Below are 22,016 nucleotides of genomic sequence, written 5' to 3'. Positions count from 1 at the left end.
CTACCCGCCGGTCATATCGCGCTCAGCCCTGTCTCGCCCTTCGGTCTCCGGGGCTCCTGGCAGGGCGGGCGCGGTGCGCCGGGCGGCGCCGGCCAGCAGGACGCAGGACACCGTGCCCAGCGCCCCGGCCCCCGCGACCGTCGCGCGCACCCCGGCGAACTCGGCCGCGACGCCCGCGAGCGCCATGCCCACGCCCTGCACGGTCATGAGCCCGGCCGTGAGCAGGGTCATCGCCCGCCCGCGCAGTTCCTCGGCCACGGCGGCGACGAACCACTGGTCCAGGCCCAGCGTGTACGCCGACCCGGCGCCGGAGACGAGCAGCAGGAGGAGCGAGACGGGCAGGCCGGGGTGGAGGGCGTAGCCGAGGTACGGGAGCAGGGCGAGGCTGACCAGCGGCAGGGCGATGCGTTCCCGGGCGGCGGGCCGCAGCCGGGAGCCCGCGTACAGCTCGCCCGCCACGGTGCCGACGGGCAGCGCGCACATCAGCAGCCCGAGCCCGGTGGATCCGGCGCCGAGCGCGGCGGCGTACGGCGCCGCCAGGGCCTCGGGGACCACGGCGAACATGGGCGGCACCCAGAACAGCAGGAGCAGGACGCGGATCCTGCGGTCGGCGAGCACCTGCCGGGCGCCGCGCAGTGAGTCGCCGACCAGCGCGCCGGACTTCCCGGTGCGCGCGGGGCGGCGCCGGGTGCCGAGGCGGAGCAGGGCGGCCGAGGCGAGGAAGGTGGCCACGGTGATCAGCAGGGCGTGCCGGGGGCTCACCACGGTGAGCAGCAGCCCGCCGAGGCCGTAGCCGACGAGCAGCGCGCTCTGCGAGACGATCCGCAGCAGGGAGCGGCCGAGGACGAACAGGTCGCCGTCGCCGAGGATGTCGGCGAGGGTGGCCATGCGGGTGCCCTGGAACACCGGTGAGACGAGGGCGAGGGCGCATCGCAGCGCGAGCAGGACACCGATGTGCGCCCCCGGCGTGACCATGGGGAGCACGCACGCCGCGCACACCAGGTCGCACGTCACCAGGACCCGGCGGGCCGGGAAACGGTCGGCGAGGCCGGCCAGGAGCGTGCCGCCGACGACGTAGGGCAGGAAGCCGAGCGCGAAGGTGAGGGCGCTGACCAGGGGCGAGCCGGTGAGGTCGTAGACGAGGACGGACAGGGCGATCTCGCTGACGATCACGCCGAGCAGGGAGAGGGCGTGGGCGGCGAAGACCGCTCGGAACTCGGGGACGGCGAAGGCCCGGGCGTAGCGCTGGTGCATGCACGGCAGCGTGCGGGCGGTCCGGCGCGGGCCCTAGTCTTTCGGCGACAGCCGAATCTTCCTCGTCCGTGGGGTGCGCATGCCGTTCCGTCTGCTTTTCGGCGACGACGACCTGCTGCGGTGCCGGTTCGCCCTGTCGCCGTTGTGGGAGACCCAGGAGGCGGTGCGGACGCTGGGGCGGCCGGACCGGCACGGGTACCACCCGCACTGGCTGCGGCGCATCGGGGAGACCGCCCGCGGGCTGGATCTGGCGCCGCTGTGGCTGCTCATGCCGCGGCGCGGGCACAGCCCGGACTTCCTGGGGCCGCCGCCGCTCGGTCCGGCGGCGACGTTCGAGGAGGAGATCGCGGCGGTGCGGGCGGCCGATCCGGTGGCGGCCCGGGAGGACCTGGCACGGGCGCTGGCGGACACGCCGGGCGCGCTGCGCTCGCCCCAGGGGCGGGCGCTGCTCGCCGATCCGGCGCGGGCGGTGCGGGAACTCGCCGACCTGATGGAGGCCGCGTGGAGCGTGCTGGTGGAACCGGAGTGGCCGCGACTGCGGGCGCTGCTGGAGGCCGACATCGCCTTCCACTCGCGGCGGCTGGCCGAGGTCGGCCTCGAGGCGCTGCTGCCCGAGCTGGACCGGCGGCTGGCCTGGGAGGGGCGGACGCTGACCGTGGACTGGCACGGCGAGCACGGGCGCGATCTGGGCGGGCAGGGGCTGGTGCTGATGCCGAGCGTGTTCTCGTGGCCGGAGGTGATCAGCGGCTTCGAGCCGCCGTGGCAGCCGACGCTGGTCTATCCGGCGCGGGGCCTGGCGGGGCTGTGGAGCGAGCCGGACGCGGCGGAGACTCGGGCGCTGGTACGGCTGCTCGGGCGCGGGCGGGCCGCGGTGCTCGCCGCGCTGACGGACCCCGCGACGACGTCGGACCTGGCGCACCGGCTCGCTCTGGCCCCCTCGTCGGTGTCCGCGCATCTGACGGTGCTGCGGGACGCGGGGCTGCTCACGGCGCGGCGGTACGGGCACCGGGTGCTGTACGAACGGACACCGCTGGGGATGGCACTGGCCGCGTCCGGCGGGTGAGGGGCGCGTCCGGCGGGCGAGGGGCTCGGGCGGGCGGCGGCGCGTGGGGGGCGCAGCCGGGGGGCGAGGGACGTGGGCGGGCGGCGGCGCGTGGGGGGCGCAGCCGGGGGGCGAGGGACGTGGGCGGGCGGCGGCGCGTGGGGGCCTGTCCGGAGGGCGAGGGGCACGGACGGCCGACGGGGTATGCCGTCGAGGGCGGCGGGCGAGGAGGCAGGGGCGGCCGGTGAGGCGCGGGCCCGGGCGGCGGGCGAGGGAGGACGGACCGTCGGCGAGGCGGGGGCGCGCACCCGGCAGGCGAACGCACGGACGGCAGGCGGGAGCGCGGCCGGGGGCAGTGGACGAGGGAGCACGCACCGTCGGCGGCGTGTGCGGCCGGGTGGGCGCACCGATGCCGCCGCCCTCGGCGGAGTGGAAGACCTCCGGGGCGGCGGCCTGCGCCTGAGCAGCCGCCCTGAAGCCGTCCGGGGCGGCCGCACCGGTGCTGACGCCCTCCGGCGAGTGAACGGCCGACGGAGTCCACGGCGCAGGCGGAGGGCACAGCGCCGGCGGGCTACTCCCCCGCCAGGTGCCGTTCGACCGTCTCCACCTTGGCCGTGAGGCCGTTCGTCACGCCCGGGCGGATGTCCGCCTTGAGAACGAGGGAGACGCGGGGGGCACGGGCCTCCACCGCGGCCACGGCGCGCCCGACCACATCCATGACCTCGTCCCACTCACCCTCGATCGAGGTGAACATGGCGTCGGTGCGGTTGGGCAGGCCGGACTCGCGGACCACGCGGACGGCGTCGGCGACGTACTCGCCCACGTCCTCCCCGACGCCCAGCGGGGTCACGGAGAAGGCGACGATCACGCGTTCACCACTCCTTCGCGGCGGGCGCGGGAGGCGATGACCGCGTCCTCGGCCTCGCGCTTCAGCTTGCGCTCGGCGAAGAAGCCGCCGGTGGGCAGGACCGACAGGACGAAGTAGAGGGCGGCGGTCTTCAGCGGCCACTTGGTGCGGTTCCAGGCGTCGGCCCAGAAGATCACGTAGAGGACGAAGAGGACGCCGTGGATCGAGCCCATCGCGGGCACCGCGTTGAAGTCGGTGGTCCGCTTCAGGACCGAGCAGACCAGCAGGAGGATGAAGCTGACCGCCTCGGGGGCGGAGACCAGGCGGAGGCGGCGGAGGGCGGTGGCGGTCTTGATGTCCACAGGTCACCTTCGGTGGGAGAGGCACGGGGGCTGCGGCCGGGTTTGTGAACGCAGGCACAAAGTTTCGTCCATTGTGGCAAACCGGCTCGGGTCCCGGCCCCTAGGGGGGCGCTCAGGGGCGGTGTCCACCCGTGGGTCCTGTCTTCTCCTCCCCCTTCGCCGCTACCTTCAGTGCGTGGCGATGTTCCGACTGCAAGGCAGCAAGGTGCTCGCCGTCGACATGACCGGGGACGCCGTGAAGGCGAAGAACGGCTCGATGGTCGCGTACGACGGGCAGATGGCCTTCAAGAAGCTGACAGGTGGCGGTGAGGGCCTGCGCGGGATGGTGACGCGGCGGCTCACCGGTGAGCAGATGACCGTGATGGAGGTGCGGGGGCAGGGGACCTGCTGGTTCGCGGACCGGGCGTCCGAGATCAATCTCGTCCGGCTCCAGGGGGACAAGCTGTACGTGGAGTCGAGCAACCTGCTCGCGACGGACGCGGGGCTGCGGACGGGCACGACCTTCACGGGTCTGCGCGGCGCCTCCCAGGGCAACGGGCTGTTCACGACCACCGTCGAGGGCAGCGGGCAGGCGGCGATCATGTCGGACGGGCCCGCCGTGGTGCTGCGGGTGAGCGCGCAGTACCCGCTGATCGTCGACCCCGGCGCGTACATCGCGCACCAGGGGAACCTGCGGCAGACGTTCCAGTCCGGCGTGACCTTCCGCACCTTCCTCGGCGAGGGCGGCGGGGATGCCTTCCAGATCCGCTTCGAGGGGGACGGCCTGGTGTACGTGCAGCCGAGCGAGCGGAACACGATCGCGGGGGACGTGTGAGATGACCTTCCGTGAGATCAACTCGAAGATGGTCGAGGCCACGCTGGTGCCGGGGCAGCGGCTGTTCAGCCAGCGGGGCGCGATGCTGGCGTACCGGGGGGACGTCTCCTTCACCCCGAACATCCAGGGCGGTCAGGGGGGCCTGATGTCCATGATCGGGCGCCGCGTCGCGGGCGAGGCGACGCCCCTGATGACCGTGGAGGGCAGCGGCACGGTCTTCTTCGGGCACGGCGGGCACCACATCCAGGTGATCGGCCTGTCCGGCGACACGCTGTACGTGGAGGCGGACCGGCTGCTCGCCTTCGAGGGCACGCTCCAGCAGGGCACGATGTTCATGGGCTCGCAGGGCGGGGTCATGGGCATGGTGCGCGGTCAGGTGACGGGCCAGGGACTGTTCACGACCACCCTGAAGGGGCACGGCGCGGTGGCGGTCATGGCGCACGGCGGGGTCCTGGAGATCCCCGTCACCCCGCAGCGCCCGGTCCACGTCGACCCGCAGGCCTACGTCGCCCATCACGGTGACGTCCGCAACAAGCTGTCGACCGCGCTGGGCTGGCGGGACATGGTGGGGCGGGGGTCGGGGGAGGCGTTCCAGCTGGAGCTGAGCGGCAGCGGCATGGTCTACGTCCAGGCGTCGGAGGAGAAGCTGTGAGCGCGTACGGAACGCCCGGCGCCGGGCCCGTGGTGTACGACCCGATGACGCTGCCGGCCGACGACAACGTCAACCACTACACCTTCTGCGTGGAGCTGAAGGGCAGCCAGTGGTTCCTGCAGAAGGGGAAGATGATCGCCTACTACGGGGCGATCGAGTTCAACGGCTTCGGGCACGGGCGGCTGGACCGTCTGGTGCGGACGTCGTTCCATTCGCCTCTGCACGCCGCGGACTGGGTGGTGGCGGAGGGCTCGGGCAAGATGCTCCTCGCCGACCGGGCCTTCGATGTGAACTCCTACGACCTGGACGACGGCAATCTGACCATTCGCTCGGGCAACTTGCTCGCTTTTCAGCCAAGTCTCGCGCTGAAGCAGTCGATCGTGCCGGGCTTCCTGACGCTGATCGGAACCGGGAAGTTCGTGGCCGCGTCGAACGGGCCGGTGGTCTTCATGGAACCCCCGATCCGCGTGGACCCCCAGGCGCTCGTCGGCTGGGCCGACTGTCCCTCTCCGTGCCATCACTACGACCACGGGTACCTGACCGGGGTCCTGGGTGGTCTACGTGCGATGACGGGGCTCGGCGGGGCCTCCGGGGAGGAGCACCAGTTCGAGTTCGTGGGGGCCGGCACGGTGCTGCTCCAGTCGACGGAGGCCCTGATGGCCGAGCAGGCCGTCGGAGCCCCTCCGGACGAGCCCGGGGTGCCCGGCGGGGCGGGTTCCGGGGGGCACGGACAGCAGGCCGGCGCACCGCGCCTTCCCGGACAGCTGGGAGACCTCCAGCGTCGCTTCGGGCTGTGAGCGGTAGTCTGCGGAGTGTGACGGCTCGAACGCGTGCGCGCCGTCACGCCACCCTCACTAGTTCGCCTTTCAACTTCTTAGGTAGACTTCATTCATGGAGACCGAGACGGCCACGCGCTGGCTGACGGAAGCGGAGCAGTGCGCCTGGCGCACCCACCTGGAGGTCAACAGGCTGTTGACGTACCAGCTCGAGAAGGACCTGCAGCCGTTCGGCCTGACGATGAACGACTACGAGATCCTGGTGAACCTCTCCGAGTCGGAGGACGTACGGATGCGGATGAGCGACCTCGCGTCCGCCACCCTCCAGTCCAAGAGCCGCCTCTCGCACCAGATCACCCGTATGGAGAACGCGGACCTGGTGCGCCGGGAGAACTGCGAGTCCGACCGCCGCGGGCTGTACGCCGTCCTCACCGAGCACGGCATGGAGACGATGCGGAAGGTCGCCCCGCACCACGTGGCGTCCGTACGGCGCCACTTCATCGACCTGCTGGACCCGGAGGCGCTGACGGAGCTGGACAAGTCCCTGAAGCCCATCGCGGAGCACCTGCGGGGCCAACGGGGCCTCCCCTAGCGGCGCACCGCCACCCGCCCGGGGCCGGGCGGGTGGACCCGCCGGGGCGGACGAGGACAGCGGTCCCGCCCGGGCCCCGGCCCGTCCTGGCAGGCCCCGGCCCGTCCCGGCAGTCATCGACGCCTCCCGGCGGGAACCGACGCTCCGCCGCGAGCGCGCCGGGCGGTCCCTCCCCCGGCGCGCTCACCCCCGGCCAGAGGCGGGTCAGCGCTCGGTCAGGCCCGCCACCAGTTCGTCGGCCGCTCGGTACGGGTCCAGTTCGCCCGCGACGATGCGTTCGGACAGGGCGCTCAGACGGCGGTCGCCGTGCAGGTCGCCGATGCGTTCGCGCAGGGCGGTGACGGCGATGGTCTCCACCTCGCGGGCCGCGCGGGCGCGGCGGCGTTCGGTGAGGACACCCCGCTCCTCCATCCAGGCGCGGTGCTTCTCCAGGGCCTCGACGACCTCGTCGATGCCCTCGGCGCGGGCCGCCACCGTCTTCACGATGGGCGGGCGCCAGTCGCCGGGGCCGCGGGCCTCACCGAGGCCCAGCATGTGGTTCAGCTCGCGGGCGGTGGCATCCGCGCCGTCCCGGTCGGCCTTGTTGACGACGTAGACGTCACCGATCTCCAGGATTCCGGCCTTGGCCGCCTGGATGCCGTCGCCCATGCCGGGGGCGAGGAGGACGACGCTGGTGTCGGCCTGGGAGGCGATCTCCACCTCCGACTGGCCTACGCCGACCGTCTCCACCAGGATCACGTCGCAGCCCGCCGCGTCCAGCACCCGGATCGCCTGCGGCGCGGCCCACGCGAGGCCGCCGAGGTGGCCACGGGTCGCCATGGAGCGGATATAGACGCCGGGGTCGGAGGCGTGCTCCGACATGCGGACCCGGTCGCCGAGCAGCGCGCCGCCGGAGAAGGGCGAGGACGGGTCGACGGCGAGCACGCCGACCCGCCTGCCCTGCTTGCGGTACGCCGTCACCAGCGCGGAGGTGGAGGTCGACTTGCCGACCCCCGGCGAGCCGGTGAGGCCGACGACGTAGGCGTTGCCGGTCAGCGGGGCGAGGGCCGCCATGACCTCCCGCAGCTGCGGGGACGCCCCCTCCACCAGGGAGATCAGCCGGGCCACGGCCCGGGGCCGGCCGTCCCTGGCCTGGGCCACCAGAGAGGAGACGTCCTGCATCACAGCTCCGTTCACGAGTTCCGCGTACGACGCTTTCGAACGTACGGGGAGAGGTCGGTCGGGGGATACCCCGCTCACCGGCCGGTCCGGCCGGACTCCAGGACCGGGCGCCTTTAGGCCCTGGGGACCCGGACGATCAGCGCGTCGCCCTGGCCGCCGCCGCCGCACAGTGCCGCCGCGCCGACGCCGCCGCCCCGCCGCTTCAGTTCCAGCGCCAGGTGCAGCACGAGACGGGCGCCGGACATCCCGATCGGGTGACCCAGGGCGATCGCGCCGCCGTTCACGTTCACCCTTTCCGTGGATACGCCGAGGTCCTTCATTGACTGCACGGCGACGGCGGCGAAGGCCTCGTTGATCTCGACGAGGTCGAGATCGGAGACCTCCAGGCCCTCCTTCTTCAGGGCGTGCAGGATCGCGTTGGACGGCTGGGACTGCAGGGAGTTGTCCGGACCCGCCACATTGCCGTGGGCACCGATCTCGGCGATCCAGTCCAGGCCCAGTTCCTCGGCCTTGGCCCGGCTCATCACGACCACCGCGGCGGCGCCGTCGGAGATCTGCGAGGAGGAACCGGCGGTGATCGTGCCGTCCCTGGTGAAGGCGGGCCGCAGCTTGGCCAGCGACTCGGCCGTGGTGTCGCCGCGGATGCCCTCGTCCTTGCTGAACAGCACCGGGTCGCCCTTGCGCTGCGGGATCTCCACCGGGGTGATCTCGGCCTCGAAGACGCCGTTCTTCTGGGCGGCGGCGGCGCGCTGGTGGGACAGGGCGGCGATCTCGTCCTGCGCGGCGCGGCCGATGCCCAGGCGGGTGTTGTGCTTCTCCGTCGACTCGCCCATGGCGATGTTCTCGAAGGCGTCGGTCAGACCGTCGTACGCCATCGCGTCGAGCATCTCCACCGCGCCGTACTTGAACCCCTCGCGGGACTTCGGCAGCAGGTGGGGGGCGTTGGTCATGGACTCCTGGCCACCGGCCACGACGATGTCGAACTCACCCGCGCGGATGAGCTGGTCGGCCAGCGCGATCGCGTCGAGGCCCGAGAGGCACACCTTGTTGATCGTGAGCGCCGGGACGCTCATCGGGATGCCCGCCTTCACGGCGGCCTGCCGGGCCGGGATCTGCCCCGCGCCGGCCTGCAGCACCTGGCCCATGATCACGTACTGCACCTGGTCGCCCCCGATGCCCGCACGGTCCAGGGCCGCCTTGATCGCGAAACCGCCCAGATCCGCGCCGGAGAACGACTTGAGCGAGCCGAGCAGCCGGCCCATGGGCGTACGCGCGCCGGCGACGATCACCGAGCCGGTCGTACCGGAAATTCCAGAAGACATGAGCTGCGATTCCCCTTACCGGCCTGCGCGGCCGAGGAGTGAACGAGGGTTTACTTCGAATGTACTGAGCGGCGGTCGGCCCCGTCATCGGGCCGTCGGTGTGATCGCGCGCACGTTGCGTAACCACCCCGCTCGCGCTGCACTGAGACCATGCTGACGCGAATCGACCACATCGGGATCGCCTGCCACGACCTCGACGCGACCGTCGAGTTCTACCGGGCCACCTACGGCTTCGAGGTGTTCCACACCGAGGTCAACGAGGAGCAGGGCGTGCGCGAGGCCATGCTCAAGATCAACGAGACGTCCGACGGCGGCGCCTCCTACCTCCAGCTCCTGGAACCGACCCGCGAGGACTCCGCCGTCGGGAAGTGGCTCGCGAAGAACGGGGAGGGCGTCCACCACATCGCCTTCGGCACCGCGGACGTCGACGCGGAGGCAGCGGACATCCGGGACAAGGGCGTACGCGTCCTGTACGAGGAGCCGCGACGCGGCTCCATGGGGTCACGGATCACCTTCCTGCACCCCAAGGACTGCCATGGCGTCCTCACAGAACTGGTCACTTCGGCGCCCGTTGAGTCGGCCGAGCACTGACCGACGTACATAAGGGCCGGTAGGGTTGGGGGCGATCGTCCCCGGCAACGGGGCGGTCCGGTCGTGCCGTCGAGGATGGCAGGACCGCCGGGGTCCGGGTTTCGGGGGACGAGCGACGGGGCAGCAGCCCATGCTCCGCCGTTGATCTGACACCATTCCCCCGGGGGCCCCGTTCGGCGGATGGACGGAGCTCGTTTGGACAGGCTTGCGACCAGGGGACGGATGGGACCGCGCAGTGCGGGGCTACGAACGCCAGGAGCGAGAGCCGGCGGCTGACGTCGACCACCTCTCTCGGTTCGAGGCCGAGATGGAGCGGCTGAAGACCGAGCGGGAAAAGGCGATCCAGCACGCCGAGGACCTCGGCTACCAGGTCGAGGTGCTGCGCGCCAAGCTGCACGAGGCGCGCCGCACCATCATGACCCGGCCCGCCTACGACAGCGCGGACATCGGTTACCAGGCCGAGCAGTTGCTGCGCCAGGCACAGGTGCAGGCCGAGCAGATCCGCGCCGACGCCGAGCGCGAGCTGAGCCAGGCCCGGGCGCAGACCCAGCGCATCCTCCAGGAGCACGCCGAACAGGCCGCCCAGCTCCAGGCAGAGCTGCACCAGGAGGCGGTGTCCCGGCGCCAGCAGCTCGACCAGGAGCTGGCCGAGCGCCGGCAGACCGTCGAGTCGCACGTCAACGAGAACGTCGCCTGGGCCGAGCAGCTGCGTGCCCGTACCGAGCAGCAGGCCCGCCGCCTCCTCGACGAGTCCCGCACCGAGGCCGAGCAGGCCATGGCCGCCGCGCGCGCCGAGGCCGAGCGGCTGACCGCCGAGGCCCGGCAGCGGCTGCGCGGCGAGGCCGAGTCGGCGCGCGCCGAGGCCGAGCAGATCCTGCGCCGCGCCCGCACCGACGCCGAACGCCTGCTCACCGCGGCCTCCACCCAGGCCCAGGAGGCGACCGACCACGCCGAGCGGCTGCGCAGCTCCACGGCCAGCGAGTCGGACGCCGCCCGTCGGCAGAGCGCCGAGCTGAGCCGGGCCGCCGAGCAGCGGATGACCGAGGCCGAGGAGGCGCTGCGCAAGGCGCAGAGCGAGGCCGAGAAGCTGGTCACCGAGGCCAAGGAGAGCGCCGCGAAGGCGCTGGCGAGCGCCGAGTCGGCCAACGAGCAGCGCACCCGCACGGCCAAGGAGCAGGTCGCCCGGCTGGTCGAGGAGGCCACCAAGGAGGCCGAGAGCACGAAGTCCGAGGCCGAGCAGCTGGTCGCGGACGCGCGCGCCGAGGCGGAGAAGATCGTCGCCGAGGCCTCGGAGAAGGCCCGCAGCGTCACCGCGGAGGAGACGGCCACCCAGCTGTCCAAGGCGGCGAAGACCGCCGAGGACGTGCTGAACAAGGCGTCCGAGGACGCCAAGAAGACCACGAAGGCCGCGTCCGAGGAGGCCGAGCGGATCCGTTCGGAGGCGGAGGCCGAGGCGGACCGGCTGCGCGCCGAGGCGCACGACATCGCCGAGCAGCTCAAGGGCGCCGCGAAGGACGACACCAAGGAGTACCGCGCCAAGACGGTCGAGCTGCAGGAGGAGGCGCGCCGGCTGCGCGGCGAGGCCGAGCAGCTGCGCTCCGACGCGGTCGCCGAGGGCGAGAAGATCCGCGCGGAGGCCCGGCGCGAGGCCGTGGCGCAGATCGAGGAGGCGGCGAAGTCCGCCGAGGAGCTGCTGGCCAAGGCCAAGGCGGACGCGGACGAGCTGCGCGGGAGCGCGACGGCCGACAGCGAGAAGGTCCGCACGGAGGCCATCGAGCGCGCCACCGCGCTGCGCCGGCAGGCCGAGGAGACCCTGGAGCGCGCCCGCGGCGAGGCCGAGCGGCACCGCGCGGAGGCCGACGAGCACGCCGAGTCGGTACGGGCGGACGCCGAGCGGGCCGCGACGGAGCTGCGCGAGGAGACCGAGCGGGCGCTGGCGGCCCGGCAGAGCGAGGCCACCGAGGAGCTGACCCGGCTGCACGCGGAGGCCGAGGAGCGCCTGGCCGCCGCCGAGCAGGCCCTCACCGACGCCCGTGAGCAGGCCGAACGGATCCGCCGCGAGGCCACCGAGGAGGCCGACCGGCTGCGGAGCGAGGCGGCCGAGCGGATCCGCACGCTCCAGCAGCAGGCGGAGGCGGAGGCCGAGCGGCTGCGCGACGAGGCCGCCGCGGACGCGTCGGCGTCCCGCGCGGAGGGCGAGGCGGTCGCCGTCCGGCTGCGTTCGGAGGCCGCGGCCGAGGCGGAGCGGCTCAAGACGGAGGCCCAGGAGACCGCCGACCGGGTCCGCGCCGAGGCGCAGGCCGCCGCCGAGCGGCTGGGCGCGGAGGCGTCCGAGACGCTGGACGCCGCCCGCGAGGAGGCCGCCCGGCGCCGCCGCGAGGCCGAGGAACTGCTCGGTTCCGCGCGCCAGGAGGCGGGCCAGGAGCGGGAGCGGGCGCGCGAGCAGAGCGAGGAGCTGCTGGCTTCGGCGCGCAGGCGGGTGGAGGAGGCGCAGGCCGAGGCCGTCCGGCTGGTCGAGGAGGCCGACCGGCGCGCCACCGAGATGGTCTCGGCCGCCGAGCAGCACGCGCAGCAGGTACGGGACTCCGTGGCCGGGCTGCACGAGCAGGCGCAGGAGGAGATCGCCGGGCTGCGTTCGGCCGCCGAGCACTCCGCGGACCGTACGAAGCGGGAGGCGGAAGAGGAGGCGGACCGGGTCCGCGCCGACGCCTACGCCGAGCGGGAGCGGGCGAGCGAGGACGCGGCAAGGCTGCGGCGCGAGGCGGGCGAGGAGACCGAGGCCGCCAAGGCGCTCGCCGAGCGCACGGTGTCCGAGGCGATCGCGGAGGCCGAGCGGATCCGTACGGACGTCGCCGAGCACGCGCAGCGGGTGCGCACCGAGGCCTCCGACACGATCGCGCAGGCCGAGCAGGCCGCCGCGCGCACGCGTGCGGACGCCCGGGACGACGCGAACCGGATCCGTTCGGACGCGGCGACCCAGGCGGACACGCTGATCTCCGAGGCGCGTTCGGAGGCGGAGCGGCTGCAGACGGAGACGGCCGCGGAGGCCGACCGGCTGCGCGCGGACACGGTCGCCGAGACGGACCGGCTGCGGGCCGACGCGGTCGCCGAGACCGACCTGCTGCGCACGGAGACGGCCGCCGAGGCCGAGCGGGTGCGGACCGAGGCGCTCGCCGAGGCCGAGCGGGTGCGGGCGCAGTCCGTCGCCACGGCGGAGAAGCTGATCTCGGACGCCACCGGGGACGCGGAGCGGCTGCGGGCCGAGGCCGCCGAGACGGTCGGCTCGGCGCAGTCCCGTGCTGAGCGGATCCGTACCGAGTCCGACCGGGTGAAGGCCGAGGCCGCGGCGGAGGCCGAGCGGCTGGTGACGGCGGCCCGCGAGGAGGCCGAGCGGACCCTGGACGAGGCGCGCCAGGACGCCAACAAGCGGCGTTCGGAGGCGGCCGAGCAGGTCGACAAGCTCATCACCGAGACCACCGCCGAGGCAGACAAGCTGCTCACCGAGGCGCAGGGGAGCGCGGTCAAGACCAAGGCGGACGCGGAGTCCCAGGCCGACACGATGGTGGGCGCGGCCCGCCAGGAGGCCGAGCGGATCCTGGCCGAGGCGACGGTCCAGGGCAACACGGCGGTGGAGAAGGCCCGTACGGACGCGGACGAGCTGCTCGTCGGGGCCCGCCGGGACGCCACGCAGATCCGTGAGCGCGCCGAGGAGCTGCGCGAGCGCCTCACCTCGGAGATCGAGGAACTGCACGAGCGGGCCCGCCGCGAGGCCGCCGAGACGATGAAGTCGACCGGCGACCGCTGCGACGCGCTGATCAAGGCCGCCGAGGAGCAGTTGGGCAAGGCGCAGGCGAAGGCCAAGGAGATCGTCTCGGACGCCAACTCCGAGGCGGGCAAGGTGCGCATCGCCGCGGTCAAGAAGGCCGAGGGGCTGCTGAAGGAGGCCGAGCAGAAGAAGGCGAAGCTCGTCAAGGAGGCCGAGGAGCTGAAGGCGGAGGCGGTCCAGGAGGCGCGGCGCACGGTCGAGGAGGGCAAGCGCGAGCTGGAGATCCTGGTGCGCCGGCGCGAGGACATCAACGCCGAGATCTCGCGGGTCCAGGACGTGCTGGAGGCGCTGGAGTCCTTCGAGGCACCGTCGTCCGGGAAGGACACCGGAGTCAGGGCGGGCGCGACGGTGGGTGCGCCGCGTTCGGGCGGGAAGTCGTCAGAGGGGTAGTCAGAAGGTTAGCCTTCTGGGTGAATTCGGGGCCTCACGGGGGAGCTTCCGAAGGCTCCGCCGGGGTACTTGGCAAGCGCTCGGGCGGTCAGCCACTCAAAAGAGGTGTCATTCTCCAGATCAAACACGTATCCGCTCGATGACACACCGCTTCGGCCCCTAGGATTCGACCTATCACCTCACCGGTCTCATTCGACAGGAACCCCATGAGCGACACTTCCCCCTACGGCTTCGAGCATGTGCGGCGTGGGTACGACCGCGCTCAGGTGGACGATTACATCGCCAGGCTCGACTCAGACCTCGCCGACGCCCGCTCCCAGACCAAGATGCTGGAGAAGCGCATCGAGGAGCTCCACCTCGAGACGCAGAGCGCCCAGGCCCAGATCACCGACGCCGAACCGTCGTACGCGGGTCTCGGCGCCCGGGTCGAGAAGATCCTCCGCCTCGCGGAGGAGGAGGCCAAGGATCTGCGTGAGGAGGCCGCGCGCGCGGCCGAGCAGCACCGTGAGCTGGCCGAGGCGTCGGCCCAGCAGGTCCGCAACGACGCCGAGTCCTTCGCCGCGGAGCGCAAGGCCAGGGCCGAGGACGAGGGCATCCGGATCGTCGAGAAGGCCAAGAGCGACGCCTCCCAGCTGCGCAGTGAGGCGCAGAAGGACGCGCAGTCCAAGCGGGAGGAGGCGGACGCCCTCTTCGAGGAGACCCGCGCCAAGGCCGCGCAGGCCGCCGCCGACTTCGAGACGAACCTGGCCAAGCGCCGCGAGCAGTCCGAGCGTGACCTGACGCTGCGCCAGCAGAAGGCGGAGAAGCGGCTCGCGGAGATCGAGCACCGCGCCGAGCAGCTGCGCCTGGAGGCGGAGAAGCTGCGCACGGACGCCGAGCGCCGCGCCCGCCAGACCGTGGAGACGGCGCAGCGTCAGGCCGAGGACATCGTGGCCGACGCCAACGCCAAGGCGGACCGCATCCGTTCGGAGTCCGAGCGCGAGCTGGCGGCGCTGACCAACCGCCGCGACTCGATCAACGCCCAGCTGACGAACGTCCGCGAGATGCTGGCGACCCTGACCGGTGCCGCGGTGGCCGCCGCGGGCACCCCGGCCGAGGACGAGCCGGTCTCCCGGGGGGTTCCCGCGCAGCAGACCCGGTAAGCAAGTACGGGCCGGTAAGCAAGTACGGGGAAGTGGGCCCGGTCGGAGCACACGCGTCACGGACCGATGATCGCCGAGCCCCCCGCCGCCTTCCGGTGGCGGGGGGCTCGGCGCACCCTTAGCGTGGCCGCATGATCGAGCTGGCGGGCCTGACCAAGCGCTACGGCGAGAAGGTCGCGGTCGACGACCTCACGTTCACGGTGCGGCCGGGCACCGTCACCGGGTTCCTGGGGCCCAACGGTGCCGGGAAGTCCACGACCATGCGGATGGTCCTGGGCCTGGACCACCCCACCGGCGGGGACGTGCGCATCGACGGCCGGCATTACCACGAGCTGCGGGACCCGCTGACGTACATCGGTGCGCTGCTGGACGCCAAAGCCGTGCACGGTGGGCGCAGCGCGTACAACCACCTGCTGTGCCTGGCGCAGAGCAACGGGATCCCCACCCGCCGGGTGCACGAGGTGCTGGAGACGGTGGGTCTGACGGCGGTCGCGCGGAAGAAGGCGAAGGGGTTCTCGCTCGGCATGAGCCAGCGCCTCGGCATCGCGGGGGCGCTCCTCGGCGATCCGCGGATCCTGATGTTCGACGAGCCGGTCAACGGGCTCGACCCGGAGGGCATCCACTGGATCCGCAGCCTGATGCAGTCGCTGGCCGCACAGGGCCGGACGGTCTTCGTCTCCTCCCATCTGATGAGCGAGATGGCGCTGACCGCCGACCATCTCGTGGTCATCGGGCAGGGGCGGCTGCTCGCGGACACCTCGATGGCCGACTTCATCGCACGCAACGCGCGCTCCTGCGTCCGGGTGCGCACCCCCGACCGCGAGCGGCTGCTGGAGGCGCTGCACGGGGCCGGGATCCAGGTCGTCCGGGCCGGGGACGGGGCGCTGGAGGTGGACGGCAAAAGCTCCGAGGAGATCGGGGAGCTGGCCGCGCGCAGCCAGGTGGTGCTGCACGAGCTGAGTACCCGGCAGTCCTCCCTGGAGGAGGCGTTCATGCGGCTGACCGCCTCCTCGGTGGAGTACCACGCGCACGCGGAGCCGGCCGGGCGGCCCTGGGGCGTGGACTGGAACAGCAGGACGGCGGCGGCTCCGGCGGGGTTCGAGGAGAGCGCGGCGCGGACGACGGTGGAGGGCTGAGGCATGGCGGCGACCCAGGTCATCCGGTCCGAATGGACCAAGATCCGGTCGGTGGCGTCGACCGTGTGGACCCTGTCCCTGGCGGCGGTGGTCACCATCGCCCTCGGCATGCTGATCTCGGGCCTGACCAGGAGCGAGTTCGGGAACATGCCCGCGCGCGAGCGGCTCTCCTTCGACCCCACCTTCGTCAGTTTCGCGGGCATGACCCTCGGTCAGCTGGCGATGATCGTCTTCGGGGTCCTGGTGGTGTCCAACGAGTACAGCACGGGCCTGATCCGCACGTCGCTGGCCGCGGTCCCCCGGCGCGGGGCCTTCCTGGCGAGCAAGGTGGCCGTCGCGGCCCTCCTGGCCCTGCTCGTCGGCATGGCCACCAGCTTCGCCGCGTTCTTCCTCGGGCAGGCGATGCTCGGCTCGCTGCGGACCTCGCTGGAGGCGCCGGGTGTGCTGGGCGCGGTGATCGGCGGCGGGCTGTACATGACCCTGATCGCGGTGTTCTCGATGGCCGTCGCCGTGATGCTGCGCTCGCCGATGCTGTCCCTGGGCATCCTGATGCCGTTCTTCTTCCTGATCTCCAACATCCTCGGGAATGTCTCGGCGACGAAGAAGATCGGCCAGTACCTTCCCGACCAGGCGGGCAGCCGCATCCTGCGGGTGATCCCCCGGGTCGGCGACGACACCCCCTACGGTCCCTGGGGCGGTCTCGGCATCATGGCGCTGTGGGTGCTCGCGGCGCTCGCGGTGGGCTACGCGCTCCTGCGCAAGCGGGATGCCTGAGGGCGTATCCCCGCAGATCACGCCGTACCAGCCCCACTCGCCTTTACTTTCTTTTGGCCGGAACCGTCAGCGCCCGGATATCCTCCTAAGCCTTACGGGGGCGTGCGCCCCGCTGTCCTGAACCTCGGGACGGCTACCTTCCGATGGGACCGGAGCATGATCGAGGCAGTCGGCCTGACCAAGCGCTACGGCGCCAAGACCGCCGTGAACAACCTCTCCTTCCAGGTGCGGCCCGGTGCCGTGACCGGCTTCCTCGGGCCGAACGGCTCGGGCAAGTCGACGACCATGCGGATGATCCTCGGCCTGGACAACCCCACCGCGGGCACGGTGACGATCGGCGGCTATCCGTACCGCAGACTGCCCAACGCCCCGCGCCAGGTGGGCGCCCTGCTGGACGCCAAGGCGGTGCACGGTGGCCGGAGCGCCCGCAACCACCTGCTGTCCCTGGCCCAGCTGTCGGGCATCCCGGCCCGCCGCGTCGACGAGGTGCTGGGCGTGGTCGGCCTTCAGGAGGTGGCCCGCCGGCGTTCGAAGGGCTTCTCGCTCGGCATGGGGCAGCGGCTCGGCATCGCGGCGGCGCTGCTGGGCGACCCGCAGGTGCTGCTGTTCGACGAGCCGGTCAACGGCCTCGACCCCGAGGGCATCCTCTGGGTGCGGAACCTGATGAAGGCGCTGGCCGCCGAGGGACGGACCGTGTTCGTCTCCAGTCACCTGATGAGCGAGATGGCGCTGACCGCGGACCATCTGATCGTCATCGGGCGCGGCCAACTGCTCGCCGACATGAGTGTGACGGACTTCATCTCCGCCAACTCCGCCGACTTCGCCCGGGTCCGCACCCCCGGCACCGACCCGCAGCAGCGGGAGAAGCTGTCCTCCGCGCTGACCGAGGCGGGCGGGCAGGTGCTGCCCGAGCAGGACGGCGCGCTGCGCGTGACCGGCCTGCCGCTGCCCCGCATCAGCGACCTCGCGCACGAGGCGGGCGTACGGCTGTGGGAGCTGTCGCCGCACCAGGCCTCGCTGGAGGAGGCGTACATGCGGATGACGCAGGCGGTGGTCGACTACCGCTCGACGACCGACGAGAAGGCCGGTCTGATGCAGCCGCTGCCGCCCGGTACCCAGCCGCCGGTGCCGGTGCCGGGCCAGGGCCAGCCCGGCTGGTACGCCCCGCCACCGCCGCAGGCGCAGCCCGGCGCGGGCACGCCCAACCCGTACGCGCAGGCCGCCCCGGCCTCCCCCGCAAGTGACCTCACCAAGTCCGAGGACGCCCGATGAGCACGCCGCAGACTCCGATGCCGCCGGCCGCACCGCCCGCCTGGGAGGCGGGGGCCGCTTCTTCGCACCCCGGTTACACCTCGCCGATCCCCGTCGTCCGCACGCACCTGGGGCACGCCCTCGCCTCCGAGTGGACGAAGATCAAGTCGGTGCGCTCCACACTGTGGACCCTGGGTGTGTTCGTCGTCCTCGTGATCGGGATCGGGCTGCTGACCGGCGGGGTGGTCGCCCACTCCTCCAGCGACCTGTCCGGTAACGAGAACGCGCTGACGCTGGGCTTCTTCGGCGTGCTCCTGGGCAGCATCTGCATCATCACGCTGGGCGTGCTGACCACGGCCTCCGAGTACGGCACCGGCATGATCCGCACCACGATGACCGCGTGCCCCACCCGGGGGCGGGTGCTGGCTGCCAAGGCGCTGGTGTTCTTCCTGCTCTCCTTCGTCATCACCCTGGCGTGCACCGCGGTGGTCGCCGTCGCGCAGTCGGCGATGCTCGACGGCAGGGGCGCGCGCCGGCCGTCCGGCGGCGAGTGGTTCAAGGCGACGGTCGGCGTCAGCCTCTACCTGGCGCTGCTGGGGCTGATCTCGCTGCTCATCGGCTCGGTGCTGCGGCACTCGGCGGGCGCCATCACCATCATGATCGGCGTGGTGCTCGCGCCGCTGGTCATCGCGCTGTTCATGTTCACGCGGTCGCTGGAGCCGGTGCGCACCGCCCTGTTCGAGTACTCCATCCCGAACCAGCTGGGCGTCTTCTACTCCAGCTCGCTGAGCGATTCCGGCCCGTCGGGCTGGGACCCGCTGTGGATCATGCTGGGTGTGACGGCCGCCTTCGGCGCCGGCGCGTGGGCGCTGCTGCGGGAGCGGGACGTGTAGGTCCGCGGACCCTGGGGGCCGTGGAGGCCCCGCTTTCAGAACTTCGGCGCGTTACGGGACCGCTGCACTCGCGTGGTGCGGCGGTCCTTCGCGTTCCAGCAGGACTTGTGCCAGTGCCGGCGGTCGTCCACCCCGGCGTACTCGGGCCAGGCCACCACGTGCGGGACGCCCGAGCCGATCATCTGGTCGCAGCCGGGGCAGCGGTACGTCTTGCCCGCCGCGCTGGCACCCGCGACATGGCGCACGTTCCACTCCTCGCCCTGCCAGCTCTCGGTGGACTGCCAGCCCCCGTAGCGACTCGCCGCGTCGTCCTCGGCGCTCCGGCCGGACGAGCCAGGACCCTTGGGGCGGTTGCGACGCGGGGACACGGGACACCTCACCGGTTCTGTGGAAGGACGGGGTCCGTCCAGCGTACGCGGCGCCGCCGGGCGGACGCGCAAGGAACCGGATCGCCTGCCGAACCGCACAAGTCGCTCTACGGAACGGTCAATTCCGCAGACAATCCGGAAATCCCTCCGCCAGGCCGTGACCTCGGCACGTGTCGTGCGGTTATGCCCGGTGGGGGAGCTCCGCGTCGGAGCCGAGGAAGCAGGAAGAGCGATGCGCGTAGGAAGTTTCGTGTTGGCGGCCCAGTTCCCCGGGCAGGGCCAAGGGGAGGCGCTGCACCGCGCGGTCCGGACGGCCGAGGTCACCGAGGAGGCCGGCCTGGACGCGGTCTGGCTCGCCGAGCACCACTTCGTACCGTACGGGACGTGCCCGTCGGCCATCACCCTGGCCGCGCTGCTGCTCGGCCGCACCCGCCGGCTGCGGGTGGGGACGGCGGTGAGCGTGCTGCCCACCGCCCATCCGGTCGCCCTGGGCGAACAGGCCGCCCTGCTGCACGTGACGAGCGGCGGCCGGTTCTCGCTGGGCGTGGGCCGTGGCGGTCCGTGGGTCGACCTGGAGGTCTTCGGGACGGGCCTCGCGGCGTACGAGACGGGGTTCCCCGAATCACTCGATCTGCTGGTGCGCTGGCTGCGCGAGCCGTCGGTGTCGGCCTCCGGCGACCGGTTCGGCTTCCGCGAGGTCGCCGTCGTGCCCCGCCCCTCAGAGGCGCTGACCGATGCCCCGGGACCCGAGGTCGTCGTCGCCTGCACCTCACCGGCGAGCGTCCGGCTGGCCGCCGAGCGCGGGTTGCCGATGCTGCTCGGGATGCACGTCGGCGACGAGGAGAAGGCGGAGATGATCGCCCTGTGGCGGCGCAGCGCACGGGCCGCCGGGCACCCGGCCGAGGCGATCCGGGACGCGGCCCATGTCTCGGCCGGGGTCTGCCAGATCGCCGACCGGCGCGCGGACGCGGAGGAGACCCTGCTGAAGGCGATGCCGGGCTGGCTGAAACAGGGCCTGGACGCCCATGTCACGGTGGACGGCCGCAGCCGCCGGATGCGCGATCCGCTGGCCTACACGGAGCTGCTGTGCGCACTGCACCCCGTGGGGACGCCGAGGCTGTGCGCGGACCGGCTCGCCGCGACCTTCGAGCGCACCGGCATCTCCCGCTTCGCCCTGCTCGTCGAAGGCTCCGGCGACCTGGCGGCGACGGAGGAGACCGTACGACGGCTCGGCGCCGAGGTACTCCCCCACCTGGCCTGACCCGTGCCGTCACGGGCGGGCCTGCCGCCCCGGCCCTCCATGCACCTCCCGCGGGCGGGGCGGCAAACCGACGACCAGGTCCTCGCGCCTGGATCACGCCGGTTCGCGGTGTGGCGATCCGGCCCGATCCAGACGGAAGAACCTGCCCCCCTCAGCAGTCCCGGAGCTCCGGCGACTGGTTGAGCAGCTGACTGCGCACCGACGTGAAGCGGGACAGCCGCTCGTCGGCCGAGGCGTCCAGCGGGAACACCGCGACCCGGTGGCAGTTCTGGAAAGCCAGCCGCACACCGAAGTGCCGCTGCAGCGCGCCGCGTATGGCATCACTCGCGAGCGCGCGCAGCAGCTGACCGCGCGCCTGCTCGTCCGGCGGGGGCGTCTGGTTGTCGGCGAATTCTCCGCCGTCCACCTTCAGCTGGGCCACCAGGGAGCTGATCATCTCCCACGCATAGGGCAGGGAGGTCCGGACGCAGTCGACGAAAGCTGCTTCGTCGACCTCGCCTCGCTCGGCCTGTTCGAGTAGGGCCGGTGAGACGTCGAGCGACATGGGTTCTCCTCTCGCACCCCCGACCAGCAGGGGTTGCCGGACAGATGAGGGAGTTCGCGATACCGAACACGGTGAGTACACACCTCGCGACCTCCCGTTCCTACGGTAGGCAACGAAACGAGGGCTTACCAGGCGAATGCGAGGACCGGCCGGTCGAGTTGGGCACACAATCGGCCACAAGTGAACACGGGTGATCCAGGGAAAAATGGGACGGCGCCCGGCGGAGCCTCCCTCGGGCGCGAGCGGAGCAGGACGGGCGAATCGCGTACGGCACGGTGCGTCGAGTAGCGTTGCCGACCATGCGTCTCGTCATCGCCCGGTGCTCCGTCGACTATGCCGGCCGGCTCACCGCCCACCTCCCGTCGGCTCCCCGTCTGATCCTGGTCAAGGCCGACGGCAGCGTCTCGATCCACGCGGACGACCGCGCCTACAAGCCCCTGAACTGGATGTCGCCGCCGTGCACGCTGAAGGAGGGCGCGGGCGACGAGGAAGGCGTCTGGACGGTCGTCAACAAGGCGGGCGAGAAGCTCATCATCACGATGGAGGAGATCCTCCACGACTCCTCGCACGAACTCGGCGTGGACCCGGGGCTGATCAAGGACGGCGTGGAAGCACACCTCCAGGAACTCCTCGCCGACCGCATCGACACCCTCGGTGAGGGCTACACGCTCATCCGGCGCGAGTACATGACGGCCATCGGCCCGGTGGACATCCTGTGCCGGGACGGCGCCGGGCAGACGGTCGCCGTCGAGATCAAGCGGCGCGGCGAGATCGACGGGGTGGAGCAACTCACCCGCTACCTGGAGCTGTTGAACCGCGACCCGCACCTCGCTCCGGTGCGCGGCGTCTTCGCAGCGCAGGAGATCAAACCGCAGGCCCGGGTCCTCGCGACCGACCGCGGCATCGGCTGCCAGGTGCTCGACTACGACGCGCTGCGCGGCATCGAGGACGACAAGCTGCGGCTGTTCTGAGACCGGCGCCCCTTCGCGCACGGGGGCCCGGACCGGCCGAGCCGGTC

21 protein-coding genes are annotated in these 22,016 nt (G+C 72.4%); 14 read left to right on the top strand and 7 right to left on the bottom strand.

Features of this window, described 5'->3' with window-relative positions; translation table 11 throughout:
* On the bottom strand, window positions 1-1,254 hold the full coding sequence (locus ACFC02_RS10160; protein ID WP_376354866.1) for an MFS transporter: 1,254 nt from the start codon (window positions 1,252-1,254) through the stop codon (window positions 1-3).
* 79 nt (window positions 1,255-1,333) lie between these two features.
* On the opposite strand from ACFC02_RS10160, the gene ACFC02_RS10155 reads away from it, so the two are divergent.
* Window positions 1,334-2,317, top strand: a complete 984-nt coding sequence (locus ACFC02_RS10155) for a DUF5937 family protein (RefSeq protein WP_376354863.1) — start codon at window positions 1,334-1,336, stop codon at window positions 2,315-2,317.
* 550 nt (window positions 2,318-2,867) lie between these two features.
* On the opposite strand, the gene ACFC02_RS10150 is transcribed toward ACFC02_RS10155, so the two are convergent.
* Entirely contained in the window at window positions 2,868-3,164 is a 297-nt protein-coding gene (locus tag ACFC02_RS10150) for an MTH1187 family thiamine-binding protein (RefSeq protein WP_360969232.1), read from the bottom strand.
* Entirely contained in the window at window positions 3,161-3,505 is a 345-nt protein-coding gene (locus ACFC02_RS10145) for a DUF3817 domain-containing protein (RefSeq protein WP_360969235.1), read from the bottom strand. The genes ACFC02_RS10150 and ACFC02_RS10145 overlap by 4 nt, the downstream gene beginning before the upstream one ends.
* A gap of 181 nt (window positions 3,506-3,686) precedes the next feature.
* On the opposite strand from ACFC02_RS10145, the gene ACFC02_RS10140 reads away from it, so the two are divergent.
* The 4 genes from ACFC02_RS10140 (at window position 3,687) to ACFC02_RS10125 (ending at window position 6,339) form a co-directional block, all read left to right on the top strand.
* Entirely contained in the window at window positions 3,687-4,319 is a 633-nt protein-coding gene (locus ACFC02_RS10140; RefSeq protein ID WP_376354976.1) for an AIM24 family protein, read from the top strand.
* Window position 4,320: 1 nt separating this feature from the next.
* Window positions 4,321-4,971, top strand: coding sequence for an AIM24 family protein (locus ACFC02_RS10135; protein ID WP_376354859.1), 651 nt, complete (start codon window positions 4,321-4,323; stop codon window positions 4,969-4,971).
* Window positions 4,968-5,768, top strand: a complete 801-nt coding sequence (locus ACFC02_RS10130) for an AIM24 family protein (RefSeq protein WP_376354856.1) — start codon at window positions 4,968-4,970, stop codon at window positions 5,766-5,768. Before ACFC02_RS10135 ends, ACFC02_RS10130 begins: the two co-directional genes overlap by 4 nt.
* Before the next feature lie 94 nt (window positions 5,769-5,862).
* Window positions 5,863-6,339, top strand: a complete 477-nt coding sequence (locus ACFC02_RS10125; RefSeq protein ID WP_376354853.1) for a MarR family winged helix-turn-helix transcriptional regulator — start codon at window positions 5,863-5,865, stop codon at window positions 6,337-6,339.
* Between the two features lie 204 nt (window positions 6,340-6,543).
* Here the strand turns inward: ACFC02_RS10125 and meaB are convergent, their stop codons facing one another.
* Window positions 6,544-7,500, bottom strand: coding sequence for a methylmalonyl Co-A mutase-associated GTPase MeaB (gene meaB, locus ACFC02_RS10120; protein WP_376354974.1), 957 nt, complete (start codon window positions 7,498-7,500; stop codon window positions 6,544-6,546).
* 113 nt (window positions 7,501-7,613) lie between these two features.
* Complete coding sequence (locus ACFC02_RS10115) at window positions 7,614-8,822, bottom strand: acetyl-CoA C-acetyltransferase (protein WP_376354850.1); 1,209 nt, start codon at window positions 8,820-8,822, stop codon at window positions 7,614-7,616.
* Window positions 8,823-8,972: 150 nt separating this feature from the next.
* Here ACFC02_RS10115 and mce point away from each other — a divergent pair, with 150 nt between their 5' ends.
* From mce to ACFC02_RS10080, 7 genes are all read left to right on the top strand, one after another.
* The gene (gene mce, locus ACFC02_RS10110; RefSeq protein ID WP_376354847.1) at window positions 8,973-9,413 is read left to right on the top strand and encodes a methylmalonyl-CoA epimerase; all 441 of its coding nucleotides are present in this window, start codon (window positions 8,973-8,975) and stop codon (window positions 9,411-9,413) included.
* A 235-nt stretch (window positions 9,414-9,648) separates the two neighbouring features.
* Window positions 9,649-13,629 (top strand): polarized growth protein Scy, encoded by a 3,981-nt coding sequence (gene scy / locus ACFC02_RS10105; protein WP_376354844.1) that lies wholly within the window; start codon window positions 9,649-9,651, stop codon window positions 13,627-13,629.
* A 206-nt stretch (window positions 13,630-13,835) separates the two neighbouring features.
* The gene (locus ACFC02_RS10100) at window positions 13,836-14,771 is read left to right on the top strand and encodes a cellulose-binding protein (protein WP_376354841.1); all 936 of its coding nucleotides are present in this window, start codon (window positions 13,836-13,838) and stop codon (window positions 14,769-14,771) included.
* A gap of 131 nt (window positions 14,772-14,902) precedes the next feature.
* A complete protein-coding gene (locus tag ACFC02_RS10095; RefSeq protein ID WP_376354838.1) occupies window positions 14,903-15,907 on the top strand; it encodes an ABC transporter ATP-binding protein in 1,005 nt (334 codons plus the stop codon).
* Between the two features lie 3 nt (window positions 15,908-15,910).
* Window positions 15,911-16,681, top strand: coding sequence for an ABC transporter permease (locus tag ACFC02_RS10090; protein WP_376354835.1), 771 nt, complete (start codon window positions 15,911-15,913; stop codon window positions 16,679-16,681).
* Window positions 16,682-16,837: 156 nt separating this feature from the next.
* Entirely contained in the window at window positions 16,838-17,953 is a 1,116-nt protein-coding gene (locus ACFC02_RS10085) for an ABC transporter ATP-binding protein (protein ID WP_376354833.1), read from the top strand.
* Window positions 17,950-18,825: an ABC transporter permease gene (locus tag ACFC02_RS10080; protein ID WP_376354830.1), complete on the top strand. Its 876-nt coding sequence runs from the start codon at window positions 17,950-17,952 to the stop codon at window positions 18,823-18,825. The genes ACFC02_RS10085 and ACFC02_RS10080 overlap by 4 nt, the downstream gene beginning before the upstream one ends.
* Before the next feature lie 35 nt (window positions 18,826-18,860).
* On the opposite strand, the gene ACFC02_RS10075 is transcribed toward ACFC02_RS10080, so the two are convergent.
* A complete protein-coding gene (locus ACFC02_RS10075; RefSeq protein ID WP_376354827.1) occupies window positions 18,861-19,193 on the bottom strand; it encodes an ATP/GTP-binding protein in 333 nt (110 codons plus the stop codon).
* A 232-nt stretch (window positions 19,194-19,425) separates the two neighbouring features.
* Here ACFC02_RS10075 and ACFC02_RS10070 point away from each other — a divergent pair, with 232 nt between their 5' ends.
* A complete protein-coding gene (locus tag ACFC02_RS10070) occupies window positions 19,426-20,454 on the top strand; it encodes an LLM class flavin-dependent oxidoreductase (protein WP_376354824.1) in 1,029 nt (342 codons plus the stop codon).
* Between the two features lie 151 nt (window positions 20,455-20,605).
* Here ACFC02_RS10070 and ACFC02_RS10065 read toward each other — a convergent pair whose 3' ends face one another.
* Entirely contained in the window at window positions 20,606-20,998 is a 393-nt protein-coding gene (locus tag ACFC02_RS10065) for an SCO5389 family protein (protein ID WP_360969275.1), read from the bottom strand.
* Between the two features lie 299 nt (window positions 20,999-21,297).
* On the opposite strand from ACFC02_RS10065, the gene nucS reads away from it, so the two are divergent.
* Window positions 21,298-21,969, top strand: a complete 672-nt coding sequence (nucS, locus tag ACFC02_RS10060; RefSeq protein WP_360969278.1) for an endonuclease NucS — start codon at window positions 21,298-21,300, stop codon at window positions 21,967-21,969.
* The last annotated feature ends 47 nt before the right edge of the window (window positions 21,970-22,016 follow it).

This window comes from Streptomyces sp. NPDC056160 (assembly GCF_042268205.1).
GTDB lineage: Bacteria > Actinomycetota > Actinomycetes > Streptomycetales > Streptomycetaceae > Streptomyces.
This window is presented reverse-complemented; position numbering and strand designations above follow the sequence as displayed.